Here is a 16,598-nt window from a genome sequence, read left to right as displayed (position 1 = left end):
GGATATCCCCTAAGTTGAAAGCCGGTGAGGCAAAAACAAGCGGTCATTGTAGCGACCAGACGCCCACTTATCCACATGCAGGTTGCGCAGAGGGCATGAATTATCAATGCGTTAACCCTCGAAAAGAAGACCAACGGTATGTGTATAAGCTCTGTGGATAACCGCCCATGAGGGCACTGGACAAGTGGGGGCGAAACTCGGTGGATAACCTGCCTGTGGATAACTACCCTTTCCACACACAGCTTATCCGACAGCGCAGCACAGGCTGACCACCGTTTTCCACTGTAGTTGTCATTCTCTGTACATCACGGTTTTTAAGGGCTTAAGGTAGTTATCCACAGATGATCGCTGCCATAGCTTTTATAAGCTTTACAGAAAAGCTTTAAATAATTCCCTTCTTTATTTCTATATCTAGCGATCGACCTGCGGACGAACAAAACCTCTGGAGATCTATTTATAAGGAAACGCTGGTTGGAAATTGACCTAGAGGCTTGCTTTCTCTAGAATCCCCGGTCTCTTAAAACGGGGGCCATTCCGGCCCGTTGTGGACGAACCAGGTAACACGACAATGAAACGTACTTTCCAACCAAGCACTATCAAACGCGCTCGTACCCACGGTTTCCGTGCTCGCATGGCTACCAAGAACGGTCGTGCCGTCCTGTCGCGTCGTCGCGCCAAAGGTCGTGCGCGTCTGGCAGTTTGATAATCCGGCACTGGAGGTGAGTCAGGACTTCAGTCGGGAAAAGCGTCTGCTTACTCCCCGGCATTTCAAGGCAGTCTTTGACTCCCCTACCGGCAAGGTTCCGGGGAAAAATCTCCTGCTCCTTGCGCGCAACAACGACCTTGATCACCCCCGTCTCGGGCTGGTTATCGGGAAAAAGAGCGTAAAGCTCTCCGTCGAGCGCAATCGCCTCAAACGTCTGATGCGCGAATCGTTTCGCCTGAACCAGGATTCACTGGTCGGTTGGGACATTGTTATCGTCGCGCGCAAAGGTTTGGGTGACGTAGAAAACCCCGAATTGATTCAGCATTTCGGCAAACTCTGGAAACGTCTGGCACGCAGCAAGCCGGTACCAGCAGTCAAAACCGAAACTGTAGGGGTAGACAGTCCCGATGCGTAAACTGGCACTCGTTCCGATCCAGTTTTATCGCTATGCCATTAGTCCCCTGATGGCCAGTCACTGTCGTTTCTACCCCAGTTGTTCCTGCTACGCGTATGAAGCCATAGAAAATCATGGCCTTCTGCGCGGTGGCTGGCTGACCTTTCGTCGTTTAGGTCGCTGTCATCCGTGGAATCCCGGTGGTTATGACCCGGTTCCACCTATCCCTACCTCCCGTTCTTCTTCGATGGCCGAGTAATCATGGATATCAAACGCACGATCCTGATCGTCGCCCTGGCAATCGTGTCCTACGTTATGGTTCTTAAATGGAACCAGGACTATGGCCAGGCTGCCCTGCCGACTCAGAATGTTGCTTCCAGTACTACCGCACCGGGCCTACCGGATACGGCGACTGGCAATAATGCTTCCGCCAGTGACGACATTCCACGTGCCCCAAGCGATACCAGTGCAACTGCACCGGCTGAAACGCCAGTGGCAGCAAGCAAAGACCTCATCCAGATCAAAACGGATGTGCTCAGCCTGGCTATCGATCCACAAGGTGGCGATGTTGCCCAGCTGATGCTGCCGCTGTATCCACGTCGCCAGGACCATCCGGAAATTCCATTCCAGCTGTTCGATAACGGCAACGAGCGGACTTATCTGGCTCAGAGCGGCCTGATCGGCACCAACGGCCCGGACGCAAGTCCTGCCGGTCGTCCGGTTTACTCCTCCGAGAAGAAGATTTACCAACTGGCTGACGGTCAGGACCAGTTGGTCGTGGACCTGAAGTTCAGCAAGGACGGCGTCAACTACATCAAGCGTTTCACGCTGAAACGTGGCCTGTATGACGTAACCGTTTCCTACCTGATCGACAACCAGAGTGCTCAGCCCTGGTCCGGTGCAATGTTTGCGCAACTGAAGCGTGATGCCAGCTCCGATCCTTCTTCCAGCACCGCCACCGGCACCGCGACTTACCTGGGCGCCGCCCTGTGGACAAGTAACGAGCCGTACAAGAAAGTGTCGATGAAGGACATGGACAAGGCTCAGCTGAAAGAAACCGTTAACGGTGGTTGGGTTGCCTGGTTGCAACACTACTTCGTGACCGCATGGATTCCGGCCAAGGGCGAAAACAACGTCGTCCAGACCCGTAAAGACAGCAAAGGCAACTACATCATCGGCTACACCGCCCCGGCAATGACTGTCGCGCCAGGTGCAAAAGCTGAAACCAGCGCCGTTCTGTACGCCGGTCCGAAAAGCCAGGCCGTCCTGAAAGAGTTATCCCCAGGTCTGGAACTGACCGTCGACTACGGCATTCTGTGGTTCATTGCCCAGCCAATCTTCTGGCTGCTGCAACATATCCACGCACTGGTCGGTAACTGGGGCTTCTCGATCATCTTCCTGACCATGCTGATCAAGGGGATTTTCTTCCCGCTGTCGGCTGCCAGCTACAAATCCATGGCCCGCATGCGTGCAGTGGCACCTAAACTGGCCGCGCTGAAAGAGCAACATGGCGACGACCGGCAGAAAATGTCGCAAGCCATGATGGAGCTGTACAAGAAAGAGAAGATCAATCCACTGGGCGGCTGCTTGCCAATCCTGGTGCAGATGCCGGTTTTCCTTTCGCTGTACTGGGTTCTGCTGGAAAGCGTGGAAATGCGCCAGGCGCCGTTCATGCTGTGGATTACAGACCTGTCGATCAAGGACCCGTTCTTCATTCTGCCGATCATCATGGGCGCAACCATGTTCATCCAGCAGCAATTGAACCCGACACCTCCGGATCCGATGCAGGCTAAGGTGATGAAGCTGATGCCAATCATCTTCACCTTCTTCTTCCTGTGGTTCCCGGCGGGTCTGGTGCTGTACTGGGTAGTGAACAACTGCCTGTCGATCGCCCAACAGTGGTACATCACACGTAAGATCGAAGCGGCTACCAAAGCAGCTGCCTGATTTACACTGTGGATAACCACTCAAAACGCCCCCTAGTGGGGCGTTTTGCTATCTGTCACTTTTGTCTGGATACCGGTTTATGAGCGTTCCTCGTGAAACCATCGCTGCCGTCGCCACCGCTCAAGGTCGCGGCGGTGTGGGCATTGTCCGTATTTCCGGGCCGCTGGCGAGTCTGGCGGCCAAAGCCATCAGCGGTCGCGAACTGAAACCGCGGTTTGCCCATTACGGCCCGTTTCTCAGTGCAAATGAAGAGGTGCTGGACGAAGGCATCGCCCTGTATTTCCCGGGACCGAACTCGTTCACCGGTGAAGATGTGCTTGAGCTGCAGGGCCACGGCGGTCCAATCGTTCTGGATATGCTGCTCAAGCGTTGCCTGGAACTGGGCTGTCGTCTGGCCCGGCCGGGTGAATTCAGCGAGCGCGCTTTCCTCAACGACAAACTCGACCTGGCTCAAGCCGAAGCCATTGCCGACCTGATCGAAGCGAGTTCTGCACAGGCAGCACGAAATGCCCTGCGTTCGTTGCAGGGAGCGTTTTCCCAGCGTGTGCATAACCTCACCGAGCAACTGATAGGCCTGCGAATTTATGTCGAAGCGGCTATCGACTTCCCTGAAGAAGAAATCGACTTCCTCGCCGATGGCCACGTACTGAGCATGCTCGACAAAGTACGCGACGAATTATCCACAGTGCTTCGTGAAGCCGGGCAGGGGGCCTTGCTGCGTGACGGCATGACGGTGGTGATCGCCGGCCGGCCGAACGCCGGCAAGTCCAGCCTCCTGAATGCCTTGGCCGGACGTGAAGCCGCGATCGTGACCGAGATTGCCGGCACGACCCGGGATATTCTTCGCGAACATATCCACATCGATGGGATGCCGTTGCACGTGGTCGACACCGCCGGCCTGCGGGACACCGATGATCAGGTGGAAAAAATTGGCGTCGAACGGGCATTGAAAGCCATCGGCGAAGCGGATCGAGTGTTGCTAGTGGTCGATGCCACGGCTCCCGAGGCTCTTGATCCATTTGCCCTGTGGCCTGAATTCCTCGAAACCCGCCCGGATCCGGCAAAAGTTACGCTGATCCGTAACAAGGCGGACCTGACGGGCGAAGCGATTGCTCTGGAAGTCAGCGAAGATGGCCACGTCACTATCAGCCTCAGTGCCAGGTCCGCCGGCGAAGGCCTGGAATTGCTGCGCGATCACCTCAAGGCCTGCATGGGCTACGAGCAGACCTCTGAAAGCAGTTTCAGTGCTCGCAGGCGTCACCTGGAGGCTCTGCGTCATGCGAGTGCGTCCCTCGAGCATGGCCGTGCACAGTTGACGTTAGCAGGGGCCGGCGAGTTACTGGCCGAAGATTTGCGGCAAGCTCAGCAGTCTTTGGGTGAAATCACCGGTGCATTCAGCTCCGATGACCTGCTGGGAAGGATCTTTTCCAGCTTCTGCATCGGTAAATAGCCCTCTTCGTTATCCACAGACAGGCCGTTCTGGCCTGTCTGCTTTCTCTTTTCTGTAATTCTCCTCCAGTGCCGAGCAGATTTTTTCTGCCTGGGTGGATTTTCCGTGCCCGGGATTTGCTCATTGAGCGCTTTTCTGTGGATTAAGCCCTGTGAATAACTGCCGCTAAGGGCAGTTGATAACAGGGCCTCAAAACTGAAGATAACCGCCTCTGTGGATAACCACCCCTTTCATCCACAGGCTTACACCGGTTATCCAAGGGCCTCGTCGGTACATGACCACAGGGTTTTAAATCGCTGTACACATTGAAAATAAAGGTCTGTATGAATCTATCCACAGAAAGGTAGGTCAGTAGAAATAAACATAAAAACAAAGATTTAATAAATTTCTCTCTTTTTAATTTCTATAATCCCGACTTCTCCACAGCTGGTTAAATTTTGTGCAAAGGGTTCTTTAGGAAGGGCGAAGTCCCTATACTTGCCGACCAGGTCCAAAAACCTGAGCTCAAACTATTCCGGATTACCTGACTGAAGCAGGCACGAGGTGCGTGGTGGATTTCCCTTCCCGTTTTGAAGTGATCGTCATCGGCGGCGGTCATGCCGGTACCGAGGCAGCACTTGCATCAGCACGTATGGGGGCAAAAACCCTGTTGCTGACGCATAACGTGGAAACCCTCGGTGCCATGAGTTGTAACCCCGCCATCGGCGGGATCGGTAAAAGCCATCTGGTCAAAGAAATCGATGCCCTGGGCGGTGCGATGGCCATGGCTACCGATAAAGGTGGTATTCAATTTCGCGTATTGAACAGCCGCAAAGGCCCGGCCGTGCGTGCAACCCGCGCTCAGGCTGACCGGATTCTGTACAAGGCGGCTGTCCGCGAAGCTTTGGAAAACCAGCCGAACCTGTGGATATTTCAACAGGCAGCGGATGACCTGATCGTCGAACAGGAACAAGTGCGTGGTGTCGTCACCCAAATGGGCCTGCGTTTCTTCGCGGATTCCGTGGTGTTGACCACCGGCACCTTCCTTGGCGGACTTATCCACATCGGCATGCAGAATTATTCCGGCGGTCGCGCCGGTGATCCGCCATCGATTGCTCTGGCTCATCGTCTGCGTGAACTGCCATTGCGTGTAGGTCGCCTGAAAACCGGTACACCGCCGCGTATCGACGGTCGCTCTGTGGATTTCTCGGTGATGACCGAGCAAGCCGGTGATACGCCGATCCCGGTGATGTCGTTCATGGGCTCCAAAGAGCAGCACCCGAAACAGGTCAGCTGCTGGATCACCCACACCAACGCCCGGACCCACGAAATCATTGCCGCCAACCTCGACCGTTCGCCGATGTATTCCGATGCAGGGTTGATCGAAGGCATCGGCCCACGTTATTGCCCATCGATCGAAGACAAGATCCATCGCTTTGCCGACAAGGAAAGCCATCAGGTCTTTATCGAGCCGGAAGGGTTGACCACCCACGAGCTGTATCCGAACGGGATATCCACTTCCCTGCCGTTCGATGTGCAATTGCAGATCGTGCAATCGATCCGCGGCATGGAAAACGCGCACATCGTTCGTCCTGGCTACGCCATCGAGTACGACTACTTCGACCCGCGTGACCTGAAGTACAGCCTGGAAACCAAAGTAATCGGCGGTCTGTTTTTTGCCGGGCAAATCAACGGCACCACCGGTTACGAAGAAGCCGGTGCCCAGGGTTTGCTGGCCGGAGCCAACGCTGCACTGCGTGCTCAGGGCAAAGACGCCTGGTGTCCACGTCGCGACGAAGCCTACATCGGCGTTTTGGTCGATGACCTGATTACCCTCGGTACCCAGGAACCGTACCGGATGTTCACATCTCGCGCCGAATACCGTTTGATCCTGCGCGAAGACAACGCCGACCTGCGCCTGACCGAAAAAGGTCGCGAACTGGGTCTGGTTGATGACGTGCGTTGGGCGGCTTTCTGCAAGAAACGCGAAAGCATCGATCTGGAAGAGCAACGCCTGAAAAGTACCTGGGTTCGCCCGGGCACCGAGCAAGGCGATGCGATTTCCGAGAAGTTCGGCACGCCGCTGACCCACGAATACAATTTGCTCAACCTGCTGAGCCGTCCGGAAATCGACTACGCTGGTCTGATCGCCGTGACTGGCGGGGGCGCAGAAGATCCACAGGTTGCCGAGCAGGTCGAAATCAAGACCAAATACGCCGGTTACATCGATCGTCAGCAGGATGAAATTGCACGTCTGCGGGCCAGCGAAGACACCAAACTGCCTGTGGATATCGATTACACGAACATCTCCGGCCTCTCGAAAGAGATCCAGAGCAAGCTCGGTGCGACCCGTCCAGAGACACTGGGCCAGGCGTCGCGTATCCCGGGCGTGACCCCGGCAGCGATTTCGCTGTTGATGATTCATTTGAAAAAACGCGGCGCGGGCCGTCAGTTGGAGCAAAGCGCTTGAGTTCGTTGGTTACCTCGCAACATGCAGAAGAGTTATCCACAGGTGCTCGCCAGCTCGGTGTCACACTGACGGAAACCCAGCACGCTCAGCTGCTGGGTTATCTGGCCTTGTTGATCAAATGGAACAAGGCTTACAACCTGACCGCCGTGCGCGATCCGGACGAAATGGTTTCTCGTCACCTGCTCGATAGCTTGAGTGTGATGTCGTTCATCGAGAACGGCCGCTGGCTGGACGTTGGCAGCGGCGGCGGCATGCCGGGGATTCCGTTGGCGATCCTGTTTCCGGAGTCCCAAGTGACCTGTCTGGACAGCAACGGCAAGAAAACCCGCTTCCTGACCCAGGTCAAACTCGAACTCAAACTGGATAACCTGCAAGTTATCCACAGTCGCGTCGAAGCCTTCCAGCCTGAATTGCCATTCAACGGGATCATTTCCCGGGCGTTCAGCAGCATGGAGAACTTCAGCAACTGGACTCGCCACCTGGGCGATGCCGATACACGCTGGCTGGCAATGAAGGGCGTTCATCCCGCCGATGAGCTGGTAGCATTGCCGGCAGACTTCCACCTCGATAGCGAACACGCCCTGGCCGTACCCGGTTGCCAAGGCCAACGCCATCTGCTGATACTGCGCCGCACGGCATGATTGGGAACACAAGCAAGAATGGCTAAGGTATTCGCGATAGCGAACCAAAAGGGTGGTGTGGGCAAGACCACCACCTGCATCAACCTCGCAGCTTCCCTGGTCGCTACCAAGCGTCGGGTGCTGTTGATCGATCTCGATCCACAGGGCAACGCCACCATGGGTAGCGGTGTGGATAAACATGGCCTGGAAAACTCGGTCTATGACCTGTTGATCGGCGAATGCGATCTGGCCCAGGCCATGCACTATTCCGAACACGGTGGTTACCAGTTACTGCCGGCCAACCGCGACCTGACCGCGGCCGAAGTCGTTCTGCTGGAAATGCAGATGAAGGAAAGCCGTCTGCGCAGCGCGTTGGCGCCAATCCGTGACAACTACGATTACATTTTGATCGACTGCCCGCCGTCGCTGTCGATGTTGACGCTCAACGCACTGGTTGCCGCCGATGGGGTAATTATCCCCATGCAGTGTGAGTACTTCGCGCTCGAAGGGTTGAGCGACCTTGTGGATAACATCAAGCGCATTGCCGAACTGCTGAACCCGAACCTGAAAGTCGAAGGCCTGCTGCGGACCATGTACGACCCGCGCCTGAGCCTGATGAACGACGTCTCGGCGCAACTCAAGGAACACTTTGGTGATCAGCTCTACGACACCGTGATTCCGCGCAACATTCGCCTGGCCGAAGCACCTAGCTATGGCATGCCGGCGCTGGCGTACGACAAAGCATCACGGGGCGCGATTGCCTACCTGGCATTGGCTGGCGAGATGGTTCGTCGGCAACGCAAAAATTCACGCACCGCCGCTGCTCAGGCAACTTAAGGAATCCCCATGGCCGTCAAGAAACGAGGTCTCGGACGTGGACTGGATGCACTGCTGAGCGGTCCGACTGTCAGCTCGCTGGAAGAACAAGCGGTGCAAGCCGATCAGCGTGAGCTGCAGCACCTGCCCCTGGACCTGATCCAGCGCGGCAAGTACCAGCCGCGTCGGGACATGGATCCTCAGGCGCTGGAAGAGCTGGCGCAGTCGATCAAGGCCCAGGGCGTGATGCAGCCGATCGTGGTTCGCCCGATCGGCAGTGGCCGCTTCGAAATCATCGCCGGCGAACGCCGCTGGCGCGCCAGCCAGCAGGCGGGCCAGGAAACCATCCCGGCGATGGTTCGCGATGTACCGGATGAAACCGCCATCGCCATGGCGCTGATCGAGAACATCCAGCGCGAAGACCTCAATCCGATCGAAGAAGCGGTGGCCTTGCAGCGTTTGCAGCAGGAATTCCAGCTGACTCAGCAACAAGTGGCCGAGGCTGTGGGTAAGTCCCGCGTCACTGTGGCCAACCTGTTGCGTCTGATTGCGTTGCCGGAAGTCATCAAGACCATGCTGTCTCACGGTGACCTGGAAATGGGTCATGCCCGTGCCTTGCTGGGTTTACCGGAAAACCAACAGGTCGAAGGGGCGCGACATGTTGTCGCACGGGGGCTGACTGTGCGCCAGACTGAAGCACTGGTTCGCCAGTGGTTGAGTGGCAAACCGGAGCCTGTGGAACCGGCAAAACCGGACCCGGATATCGCCCGGCTCGAGCAGCGCCTGGCCGAGCGCCTAGGCTCTGCGGTGCAGATCCGTCACGGAAAGAAGGGGAAAGGGCAGTTGGTGATCGGTTACAACTCCCTCGATGAGCTTCAAGGTGTGCTCGCACACATCCGCTGAAACAATTCCCCGTGTAGCGTGAAGTCGGAAATCACTACCTGACAGTTGAATAGGGGCAGAACCGCCCCTATACTCTGCGCGCATTTTGTCGGCACAAATTATGCCAAGTTATTGAACTCCGGCGGCCGACCATTGGGGAGCAAAAGTGATGGAAAACCGCACGCCAGACCGCTTGCCGTTCCATCGCCTGGCAGTTTTTCCGGTGTTAATGGCTCAATTTGTCGTTTTGCTGATTGCCGCTTTGGCGCTCTGGCAATGGTATGGAGTCGTTGCCGGGTACTCAGGACTTTGCGGAGGCCTGATAGCCTTGCTTCCCAATATTTATTTCGCTCACAGGGCATTTCGGTTTTCCGGCGCCCGAGCAGCTCAAGCCATTGTCCGGTCTTTTTATGCCGGCGAGGCGGGCAAACTGATTTTGACGGCAGTGCTCTTTGCATTGACGTTTGCAGGTGTGAAGCCATTGGCGCCGCTAGCTGTATTCGGCGTCTTCGTGTTGACCCAACTGGTCAGCTGGTTCGCGCCCCTGCTGATGAGAACAAGACTTTCGAGACCTTAGGGCGTTTGAGGCAACCATGGCAGAAACAACCGCTTCGGGCTATATCCAGCACCACTTGCAGAACCTGACCTTCGGTCAGCACCCAACTGGCGGGTGGGGTTTTGCCCACACCGCAGCAGAAGCCAAAGAAATGGGCTTCTGGGCTTTCCACGTCGATACCCTCGGCTGGTCGGTCGCGTTGGGTCTGATCTTCGTTCTTCTTTTCCGCATGGCGGCAAAGAAGGCGACTTCCGGTCAGCCTGGCGCCCTGCAGAACTTCGTCGAGGTTCTGATCGAGTTCGTCGACGGCAGCGTGAAAGATACTTTCCACGGCCGTAATCCATTGATCGCGCCATTGGCCCTGACGATTTTTGTCTGGGTGTTCCTGATGAACGCCGTCGACCTGGTACCGGTTGACTGGATTCCGAAGCTGGCGGCCATCATTTCCGGTGACCCGCATCTGGTCTTCCGTGCCGTTCCTACTACTGACCCGAATGCGACCCTGGGTATGTCCCTGTCGGTATTCGCGTTGATCATTTTCTACAGCATCAAGGTCAAGGGCATCAGCGGCTTCATTGGCGAACTGACCCTGCACCCGTTCGGCAGCAAAAACATCTTCGTTCAAGCCCTGCTGATTCCGGTGAACTTCCTGCTGGAGTTCGTGACGCTGGTGGCCAAGCCAATCTCCCTGGCACTGCGTCTGTTCGGCAACATGTACGCCGGCGAGCTGGTCTTCATTCTGATTGCTGTGATGTTCGGCAGCGGTCTGCTCTGGCTTAGCGGCCTGGGCGTAGTTCTGCAGTGGGCGTGGGCTGTGTTCCACATCCTGATCATCACCCTGCAGGCGTTTATCTTCATGATGCTGACCATCGTCTACCTGTCGATGGCGCACGAAGAGAACCATTAAGACCAGTCTCGACTAGTCTGATGTCCCTCTCGGTCAAACGAGAGGGTGCCCGAACAGGGCTATGAAACGATTTGTTTTACCGCTTTAAAATCTAAAAAACCTAAACCATACGACGTAAAAGTCGGGAGGAAAGATGGAAACTGTAGTTGGTCTAACCGCTATCGCTGTTGCACTGTTGATTGGCCTGGGCGCACTGGGTACCGCAATTGGTTTCGGCCTGTTGGGCGGCAAATTCCTGGAAGGCGCAGCGCGTCAGCCAGAAATGGTTCCAATGCTGCAAGTCAAAATGTTCATCGTTGCCGGCCTGCTCGACGCCGTAACCATGATCGGTGTTGGTATCGCTCTGTTCTTCACCTTCGCGAACCCATTCGTTGGTCAACTCGCTGGCTAATCACTCGAACCTTCGAGTTGATTGGTGTGATGTGCAACGAACGAGCGAGGTGTTGGCGTGAACATTAATGCAACCCTGATTGGCCAGTCCGTTGCGTTCTTCATTTTTGTACTGTTTTGCATGAAGTTCGTGTGGCCTCCGGTCATCGCGGCTTTGCACGAACGTCAGAAGAAGATCGCGGATGGACTGGACGCTGCCAGCCGAGCAGCTCGCGACCTGGAGTTGGCCCATGAGAAAGTGGGTCAGCAACTGCGCGAAGCGAAAGCTCAGGCAGCTGAAATCATTGAGCAAGCCAAGAAACGCGGTAATCAGATCGTTGACGAGGCTGTTGAAAAAGCCCGTCTCGACGCTGAACGTGTGAAGGTTCAGGCTCAGGCCGAGATCGAGCAGGAACTGAACAGTGTCAAAGACGCGCTGCGTGCCCAACTGGGTGCACTGGCTGTCGGCGGCGCCGAGAAGATCCTGGGTGCCACAATCGATCAAAACGCGCACGCGGAGCTGGTAAACAAACTGGCTGCTGAAATTTAAGCGAGGGCGATCATGGCAGAATTGACCACGTTGGCCCGACCTTACGCTAAGGCAGCCTTCGAGCACGCCCAGGCCCACCAGCAACTGGCCTCTTGGTCAGCCATGCTCGGCCTGGCTGCAGCAGTGTCGCAAGACGACACCATGCAGCGCGTGCTCAAGGCCCCGCGACTGACGAGCGCAGACAAGGCCGCCACGTTTATTGACGTGTGCGGCGACAAGTTTGATGCCAAGGCACAGAACTTCATTAACGTCGTTGCCGAAAACGACCGTCTCCCGCTGTTGCCGGAGATCGCCGCTCTGTTTGACCTGTACAAGGCCGAACAAGAGAAGTCGGTAGACGTTGAAGTCACCAGTGCTTTTGCATTGAACCAAGAACAGCAAGACAAACTCGCCAAGGTTCTCAGTGCACGACTCAACCGGGAAGTGCGCCTGCAAGTTGCGGAAGACAAATCCCTCATCGGGGGCATTGTCATTCGCGCCGGCGACCTGGTTATCGATGGCTCGGTTCGCGGAAAACTCGCAAACCTTGCCGAAGCATTGAAATCTTGAGTTTGAAGGGGCAGCAGAGCAATGCAGCAACTCAATCCTTCCGAAATAAGTGAAATTATCAAGGGCCGCATCGACAAGCTCGATGTGACCTCCCAAGCCCGTAACGAAGGCACTGTCGTCAGCGTATCTGACGGTATCGTGCGGATTCACGGTCTGGCCGACGTCATGTACGGCGAGATGATCGAGTTTCCGGGCGGCGTCTTCGGTATGGCTCTCAACCTCGAGCAAGACTCTGTAGGTGCCGTAGTATTGGGCTCTTACCAGACTCTGGCTGAAGGCATGAGCGCCAAGTGCACCGGCCGCATCCTCGAAGTTCCGGTAGGTAAGGAACTGCTGGGTCGCGTTGTCGACGCACTGGGTAACCCAGTTGACGGCAAAGGTCCGCTGAACAACACCGAGACCGATGCGGTCGAGAAAGTTGCTCCAGGCGTGATCTGGCGTAAGTCGGTAGACCAGCCTGTACAGACTGGCTACAAGGCTGTCGATGCCATGATCCCTGTCGGCCGTGGCCAGCGTGAGCTGATCATCGGTGACCGTCAGATCGGTAAAACCGCTCTGGCGATCGACGCGATCATCAACCAGAAAGACAGCGGCATTTTCTGCGTCTACGTAGCGATCGGTCAGAAGCAATCGACCATCGCCAACGTGGTTCGCAAGCTGGAAGAAAACGGCGCACTGGCTAACACCATCGTCGTGGCTGCGAGCGCTTCGGAATCTGCAGCACTGCAATTCCTGGCACCGTACTCCGGTTGCACCATGGGCGAATACTTCCGCGACCGCGGTGAAGACGCGCTGATCGTTTATGACGATCTGTCCAAGCAAGCAGTGGCTTACCGCCAGATTTCCCTGCTGCTGCGCCGTCCACCAGGCCGTGAAGCTTACCCAGGCGACGTGTTCTATCTCCACTCCCGTCTGCTGGAGCGCGCATCCCGCGTTTCGGAAGAATACGTAGAGAAGTTCACCAACGGCGCAGTGACCGGCAAAACCGGTTCCCTGACCGCACTGCCGATCATCGAAACCCAGGCTGGCGACGTTTCCGCGTTCGTTCCGACCAACGTGATTTCCATCACCGACGGTCAGATCTTCCTGGAATCGGCCATGTTCAACTCCGGGATCCGTCCTGCAGTGAACGCCGGTGTTTCGGTATCCCGTGTGGGTGGTGCCGCTCAGACCAAGATCATCAAGAAGCTGTCCGGTGGTATCCGTACCGCTCTGGCTCAGTACCGTGAACTGGCGGCATTCGCCCAGTTCGCTTCTGACCTGGACGAAGCGACCCGTAAGCAACTTGAGCATGGTCAGCGCGTTACCGAGCTGATGAAGCAGAAGCAATACGCACCAATGTCGATCGCTGACATGGCGCTGTCGCTGTATGCCGCTGAGCGTGGGTTCCTGACTGACGTCGAAATCGCCAAGATCGGCAGCTTTGAACAGGCGCTGATTGCTTTCTTCAACCGCGATCACGCCGATTTGATGGCGAAGATCAACGTGAAGGGTGACTTCAATGACGAAATCGACGCTGGCATGAAAGCCGGTATCGAGAAGTTCAAGGCCACCCAAACCTGGTAAGCCGCAGCGGGAGCCGCAAGGCTCCCGCTTGCTAACCTGATAGGTGTTACATGGCAGGCGCAAAAGAGATTCGCAGTAAGATTGCGAGCATCAAAAGCACGCAAAAGATTACCAGCGCCATGGAAAAAGTGGCGGTCAGCAAAATGCGCAAGGCACAAATGCGCATGGCTGCTAGCCGTCCTTACGCGGAGCGCATCCGCCAGGTTATTGGCCATCTGGCCAACGCCAACCCGGAATATCGCCACCCGTTCATGATCGACCGTGAAGTAAAGCGCGTCGGTTACGTCGTGGTGAGCAGTGACCGTGGTCTGTGTGGTGGCTTGAACACCAACCTGTTCAAGGCTCTGGTCAAGGACATGGCGGTAAACCGCGAAAACGGCGTCGAGATCGATCTGTGTGTCGTTGGTAGCAAGGGTGCGGCTTTCTTCCGCAACTTCGGCGGTAACGTCGTTGCAGCTATCAGCCACCTGGGTGAAGAGCCGTCGATCAATGACCTGATCGGCAGCGTCAAGGTGATGCTGGATGCCTACCTGGACGGCCGTATTGACCGCCTGTCCGTGGTGTCCAACAAGTTCATCAACACCATGACACAACAGCCTACCGTGGAGCAGTTGATTCCACTGGTGGCAACCCCGGATCAGGAACTCAAGCACCACTGGGATTATCTGTACGAACCGGACGCCAAAGAGCTGCTTGACGGCTTGATGGTCCGTTACGTGGAGTCGCAGGTCTACCAGGCGGTGGTCGAGAACAACGCGGCTGAACAAGCTGCGCGGATGATCGCGATGAAGAACGCTACCGACAACGCCGGTGATTTGATCAGCGATTTGCAGCTGGTCTACAACAAGGCGCGTCAGGCTGCGATCACCCAAGAGATCTCGGAAATCGTCGGCGGCGCTGCCGCGGTTTAACGGTTCAAATATTCAGAGGATCCAGCTATGAGTAGCGGACGTATCGTTCAAATCATCGGCGCCGTTATCGACGTGGAATTTCCACGCGACAGCGTACCGAGCATCTACAACGCGCTGAAAGTACAAAGCGCGGCCGAAACCACTCTGGAAGTTCAGCAACAGCTGGGCGACGGCGTGGTTCGTACCATTGCGATGGGTTCCACCGAGGGCTTGAAGCGCGGTCTGGAAGTCACCGACTCTGGCGCTGCCATCTCCGTACCGGTCGGTAAAGCGACTCTGGGCCGGATCATGGACGTACTGGGCAACCCGATCGACGAAGCTGGCCCGATCGACACCGAAGAGCGCTGGGGCATTCACCGTCCTGCGCCAACCTTCGCTGAACAAGCGGGCGGCAACGACCTGCTGGAAACCGGCATCAAGGTTATCGACCTGGTTTGCCCGTTCGCCAAGGGTGGTAAAGTTGGTCTGTTCGGTGGTGCCGGTGTAGGCAAAACCGTAAACATGATGGAACTGATCCGTAACATCGCCATCGAGCACAGCGGTTATTCCGTGTTCGCTGGTGTGGGTGAGCGTACTCGTGAGGGTAACGACTTCTACCACGAGATGAAGGACTCCAACGTTCTGGACAAAGTGGCACTGGTTTACGGTCAGATGAACGAGCCGCCGGGAAACCGTCTGCGCGTAGCACTGACCGGCCTGACCATGGCCGAGAAGTTCCGTGACGAAGGTAACGACGTTCTGCTGTTCGTCGACAACATCTATCGTTACACCCTGGCCGGTACTGAAGTATCCGCACTGCTGGGCCGTATGCCTTCCGCAGTAGGTTACCAGCCGACCCTGGCCGAAGAGATGGGTACTCTGCAAGAGCGTATCACTTCGACCAAAAACGGTTCGATCACCTCGATCCAGGCGGTATACGTACCGGCGGACGACTTGACTGACCCGTCGCCAGCGACCACCTTCGCCCACTTGGACGCTACCGTCGTTCTGTCCCGTGACATCGCTTCCCTGGGTATCTACCCGGCGGTCGATCCACTGGACTCGACTTCGCGTCAGCTGGACCCGAACGTGATCGGCCAGGACCACTACGACACCGCTCGCGGCGTACAGTATGTTCTGCAGCGTTACAAAGAACTGAAGGACATCATTGCGATCCTGGGTATGGACGAGCTGTCGGAAGCCGACAAACAGTTGGTAAACCGTGCTCGTAAGATCCAGCGCTTCCTGTCGCAGCCGTTCTTCGTGGCTGAAGTCTTCACCGGTGCTTCGGGTAAATACGTTTCCCTGAAAGACACCATTGCTGGCTTCAAAGGCATCCTCAACGGTGACTACGACCACCTGCCAGAACAAGCGTTCTACATGGTCGGCGGCATCGAAGAAGCGATCGAGAAAGCCAAGAAACTGTAATCCCGGCGCCCGGCAACGGGCGCTAATTTAGGTTGAGGCAATCAGATGGCTATGACAGTCCATTGCGATATCGTCAGCGCGGAAGGGGAAATCTTCTCCGGCCTGGTCGAGATGGTGGTTGCGCACGGTGCACTGGGTGATCTTGGTATCGCTCTGGGTCACGCGCCGCTGATCACCAATCTCAAGCCGGGCCCGATCCGCCTGATCAAGCAGGGCGGGGAAGAGGAGGTGTATTACATCTCCGGTGGTTTCCTCGAGGTTCAGCCGAACATGGTCAAGGTTCTTGCCGACACCGTGCAACGTGCTGCCGACCTGGACGAAGCCGCAGCTTTGGAAGCCGTTAAGGCTGCCGAAAAAGCCTTGCATGAGCGAGGCGCGGAATTCGATTACGGTTCTGCTGCCGCACGTCTGGCCGAGGCTGCAGCTCAGCTGCGCACCGTCCAGCAGATCCGCAAGAAGTTCGGCCACTAATCGGCCATCGACTTGTTGTGCGATTGATTAAAAAGGGTAGCCTCGGCT

General features: G+C 56.4%; 18 protein-coding genes. All 18 read left to right on the top strand.

The features are described 5' to 3' along the window. Nucleotides 1-568 precede the first annotated feature (568 nt). The 18 genes from rpmH (at nucleotide 569) to QMK51_RS28795 (ending at nucleotide 16,550) form a co-directional block, all read left to right on the top strand. Nucleotides 569-703 (top strand): 50S ribosomal protein L34, encoded by a 135-nt coding sequence (rpmH, locus tag QMK51_RS28880; RefSeq protein WP_003213577.1) that lies wholly within the window; start codon nucleotides 569-571, stop codon nucleotides 701-703. A 16-nt stretch (nucleotides 704-719) separates the two neighbouring features. Further along, the gene (gene rnpA / locus QMK51_RS28875) at nucleotides 720-1,121 is read left to right on the top strand and encodes a ribonuclease P protein component (protein WP_010465490.1); all 402 of its coding nucleotides are present in this window, start codon (nucleotides 720-722) and stop codon (nucleotides 1,119-1,121) included. Beyond that, entirely contained in the window at nucleotides 1,114-1,359 is a 246-nt protein-coding gene (gene yidD, locus QMK51_RS28870; RefSeq protein WP_010465488.1) for a membrane protein insertion efficiency factor YidD, read from the top strand. The genes rnpA and yidD overlap by 8 nt, the downstream gene beginning before the upstream one ends. 2 nt (nucleotides 1,360-1,361) lie before the next feature. Then, nucleotides 1,362-3,047, top strand: coding sequence for a membrane protein insertase YidC (gene yidC, locus QMK51_RS28865; RefSeq protein ID WP_320392796.1), 1,686 nt, complete (start codon nucleotides 1,362-1,364; stop codon nucleotides 3,045-3,047). A gap of 79 nt (nucleotides 3,048-3,126) precedes the next feature. Then, a complete protein-coding gene (gene mnmE, locus QMK51_RS28860) occupies nucleotides 3,127-4,497 on the top strand; it encodes a tRNA uridine-5-carboxymethylaminomethyl(34) synthesis GTPase MnmE (RefSeq protein WP_258698326.1) in 1,371 nt (456 codons plus the stop codon). Between the two features lie 550 nt (nucleotides 4,498-5,047). Continuing rightward, nucleotides 5,048-6,946 carry a tRNA uridine-5-carboxymethylaminomethyl(34) synthesis enzyme MnmG gene (gene mnmG / locus QMK51_RS28855; protein WP_258698325.1) on the top strand — a complete coding sequence of 633 codons (1,899 nt, stop codon included), beginning with the start codon at nucleotides 5,048-5,050 and terminating at the stop codon, nucleotides 6,944-6,946. Further along, a complete protein-coding gene (rsmG, locus tag QMK51_RS28850) occupies nucleotides 6,943-7,587 on the top strand; it encodes a 16S rRNA (guanine(527)-N(7))-methyltransferase RsmG (RefSeq protein ID WP_223489396.1) in 645 nt (214 codons plus the stop codon). Before mnmG ends, rsmG begins: the two co-directional genes overlap by 4 nt. Before the next feature lie 18 nt (nucleotides 7,588-7,605). Then, nucleotides 7,606-8,403: a ParA family protein gene (locus QMK51_RS28845; protein WP_258698324.1), complete on the top strand. Its 798-nt coding sequence runs from the start codon at nucleotides 7,606-7,608 to the stop codon at nucleotides 8,401-8,403. A gap of 9 nt (nucleotides 8,404-8,412) precedes the next feature. Continuing rightward, nucleotides 8,413-9,285 carry a ParB/RepB/Spo0J family partition protein gene (locus tag QMK51_RS28840; RefSeq protein ID WP_008007888.1) on the top strand — a complete coding sequence of 291 codons (873 nt, stop codon included), beginning with the start codon at nucleotides 8,413-8,415 and terminating at the stop codon, nucleotides 9,283-9,285. Between the two features lie 148 nt (nucleotides 9,286-9,433). Continuing rightward, nucleotides 9,434-9,841 (top strand): F0F1 ATP synthase subunit I, encoded by a 408-nt coding sequence (locus tag QMK51_RS28835; RefSeq protein ID WP_205891178.1) that lies wholly within the window; start codon nucleotides 9,434-9,436, stop codon nucleotides 9,839-9,841. A gap of 16 nt (nucleotides 9,842-9,857) precedes the next feature. Continuing rightward, on the top strand, nucleotides 9,858-10,727 hold the full coding sequence (atpB, locus tag QMK51_RS28830) for a F0F1 ATP synthase subunit A (protein ID WP_258618470.1): 870 nt from the start codon (nucleotides 9,858-9,860) through the stop codon (nucleotides 10,725-10,727). Nucleotides 10,728-10,860: 133 nt separating this feature from the next. Then, nucleotides 10,861-11,118, top strand: coding sequence for a F0F1 ATP synthase subunit C (atpE, locus tag QMK51_RS28825; protein ID WP_002555987.1), 258 nt, complete (start codon nucleotides 10,861-10,863; stop codon nucleotides 11,116-11,118). Between the two features lie 57 nt (nucleotides 11,119-11,175). Beyond that, nucleotides 11,176-11,646, top strand: coding sequence for a F0F1 ATP synthase subunit B (locus QMK51_RS28820; protein ID WP_258698322.1), 471 nt, complete (start codon nucleotides 11,176-11,178; stop codon nucleotides 11,644-11,646). Between the two features lie 12 nt (nucleotides 11,647-11,658). After that, the gene (locus QMK51_RS28815) at nucleotides 11,659-12,195 is read left to right on the top strand and encodes a F0F1 ATP synthase subunit delta (protein ID WP_258698321.1); all 537 of its coding nucleotides are present in this window, start codon (nucleotides 11,659-11,661) and stop codon (nucleotides 12,193-12,195) included. Nucleotides 12,196-12,216: 21 nt separating this feature from the next. Beyond that, nucleotides 12,217-13,761 (top strand): F0F1 ATP synthase subunit alpha, encoded by a 1,545-nt coding sequence (atpA, locus tag QMK51_RS28810; protein ID WP_105342560.1) that lies wholly within the window; start codon nucleotides 12,217-12,219, stop codon nucleotides 13,759-13,761. Between the two features lie 50 nt (nucleotides 13,762-13,811). Then, nucleotides 13,812-14,672, top strand: coding sequence for a F0F1 ATP synthase subunit gamma (gene atpG, locus QMK51_RS28805; protein ID WP_007934344.1), 861 nt, complete (start codon nucleotides 13,812-13,814; stop codon nucleotides 14,670-14,672). A 27-nt stretch (nucleotides 14,673-14,699) separates the two neighbouring features. Further along, complete coding sequence (gene atpD / locus QMK51_RS28800; protein WP_105342556.1) at nucleotides 14,700-16,079, top strand: F0F1 ATP synthase subunit beta; 1,380 nt, start codon at nucleotides 14,700-14,702, stop codon at nucleotides 16,077-16,079. Nucleotides 16,080-16,124: 45 nt separating this feature from the next. Next, nucleotides 16,125-16,550 (top strand): F0F1 ATP synthase subunit epsilon, encoded by a 426-nt coding sequence (locus QMK51_RS28795; RefSeq protein ID WP_007934346.1) that lies wholly within the window; start codon nucleotides 16,125-16,127, stop codon nucleotides 16,548-16,550. Nucleotides 16,551-16,598: the final 48 nt, after the last annotated feature.

The sequence above is a fragment of the Pseudomonas sp. P9_31 genome, assembly GCF_034008235.1.
GTDB lineage: Bacteria > Pseudomonadota > Gammaproteobacteria > Pseudomonadales > Pseudomonadaceae > Aquipseudomonas.
Note: the sequence above shows the minus strand (reverse complement) of the source record. Positions and strands in the feature narration are given on the sequence as shown.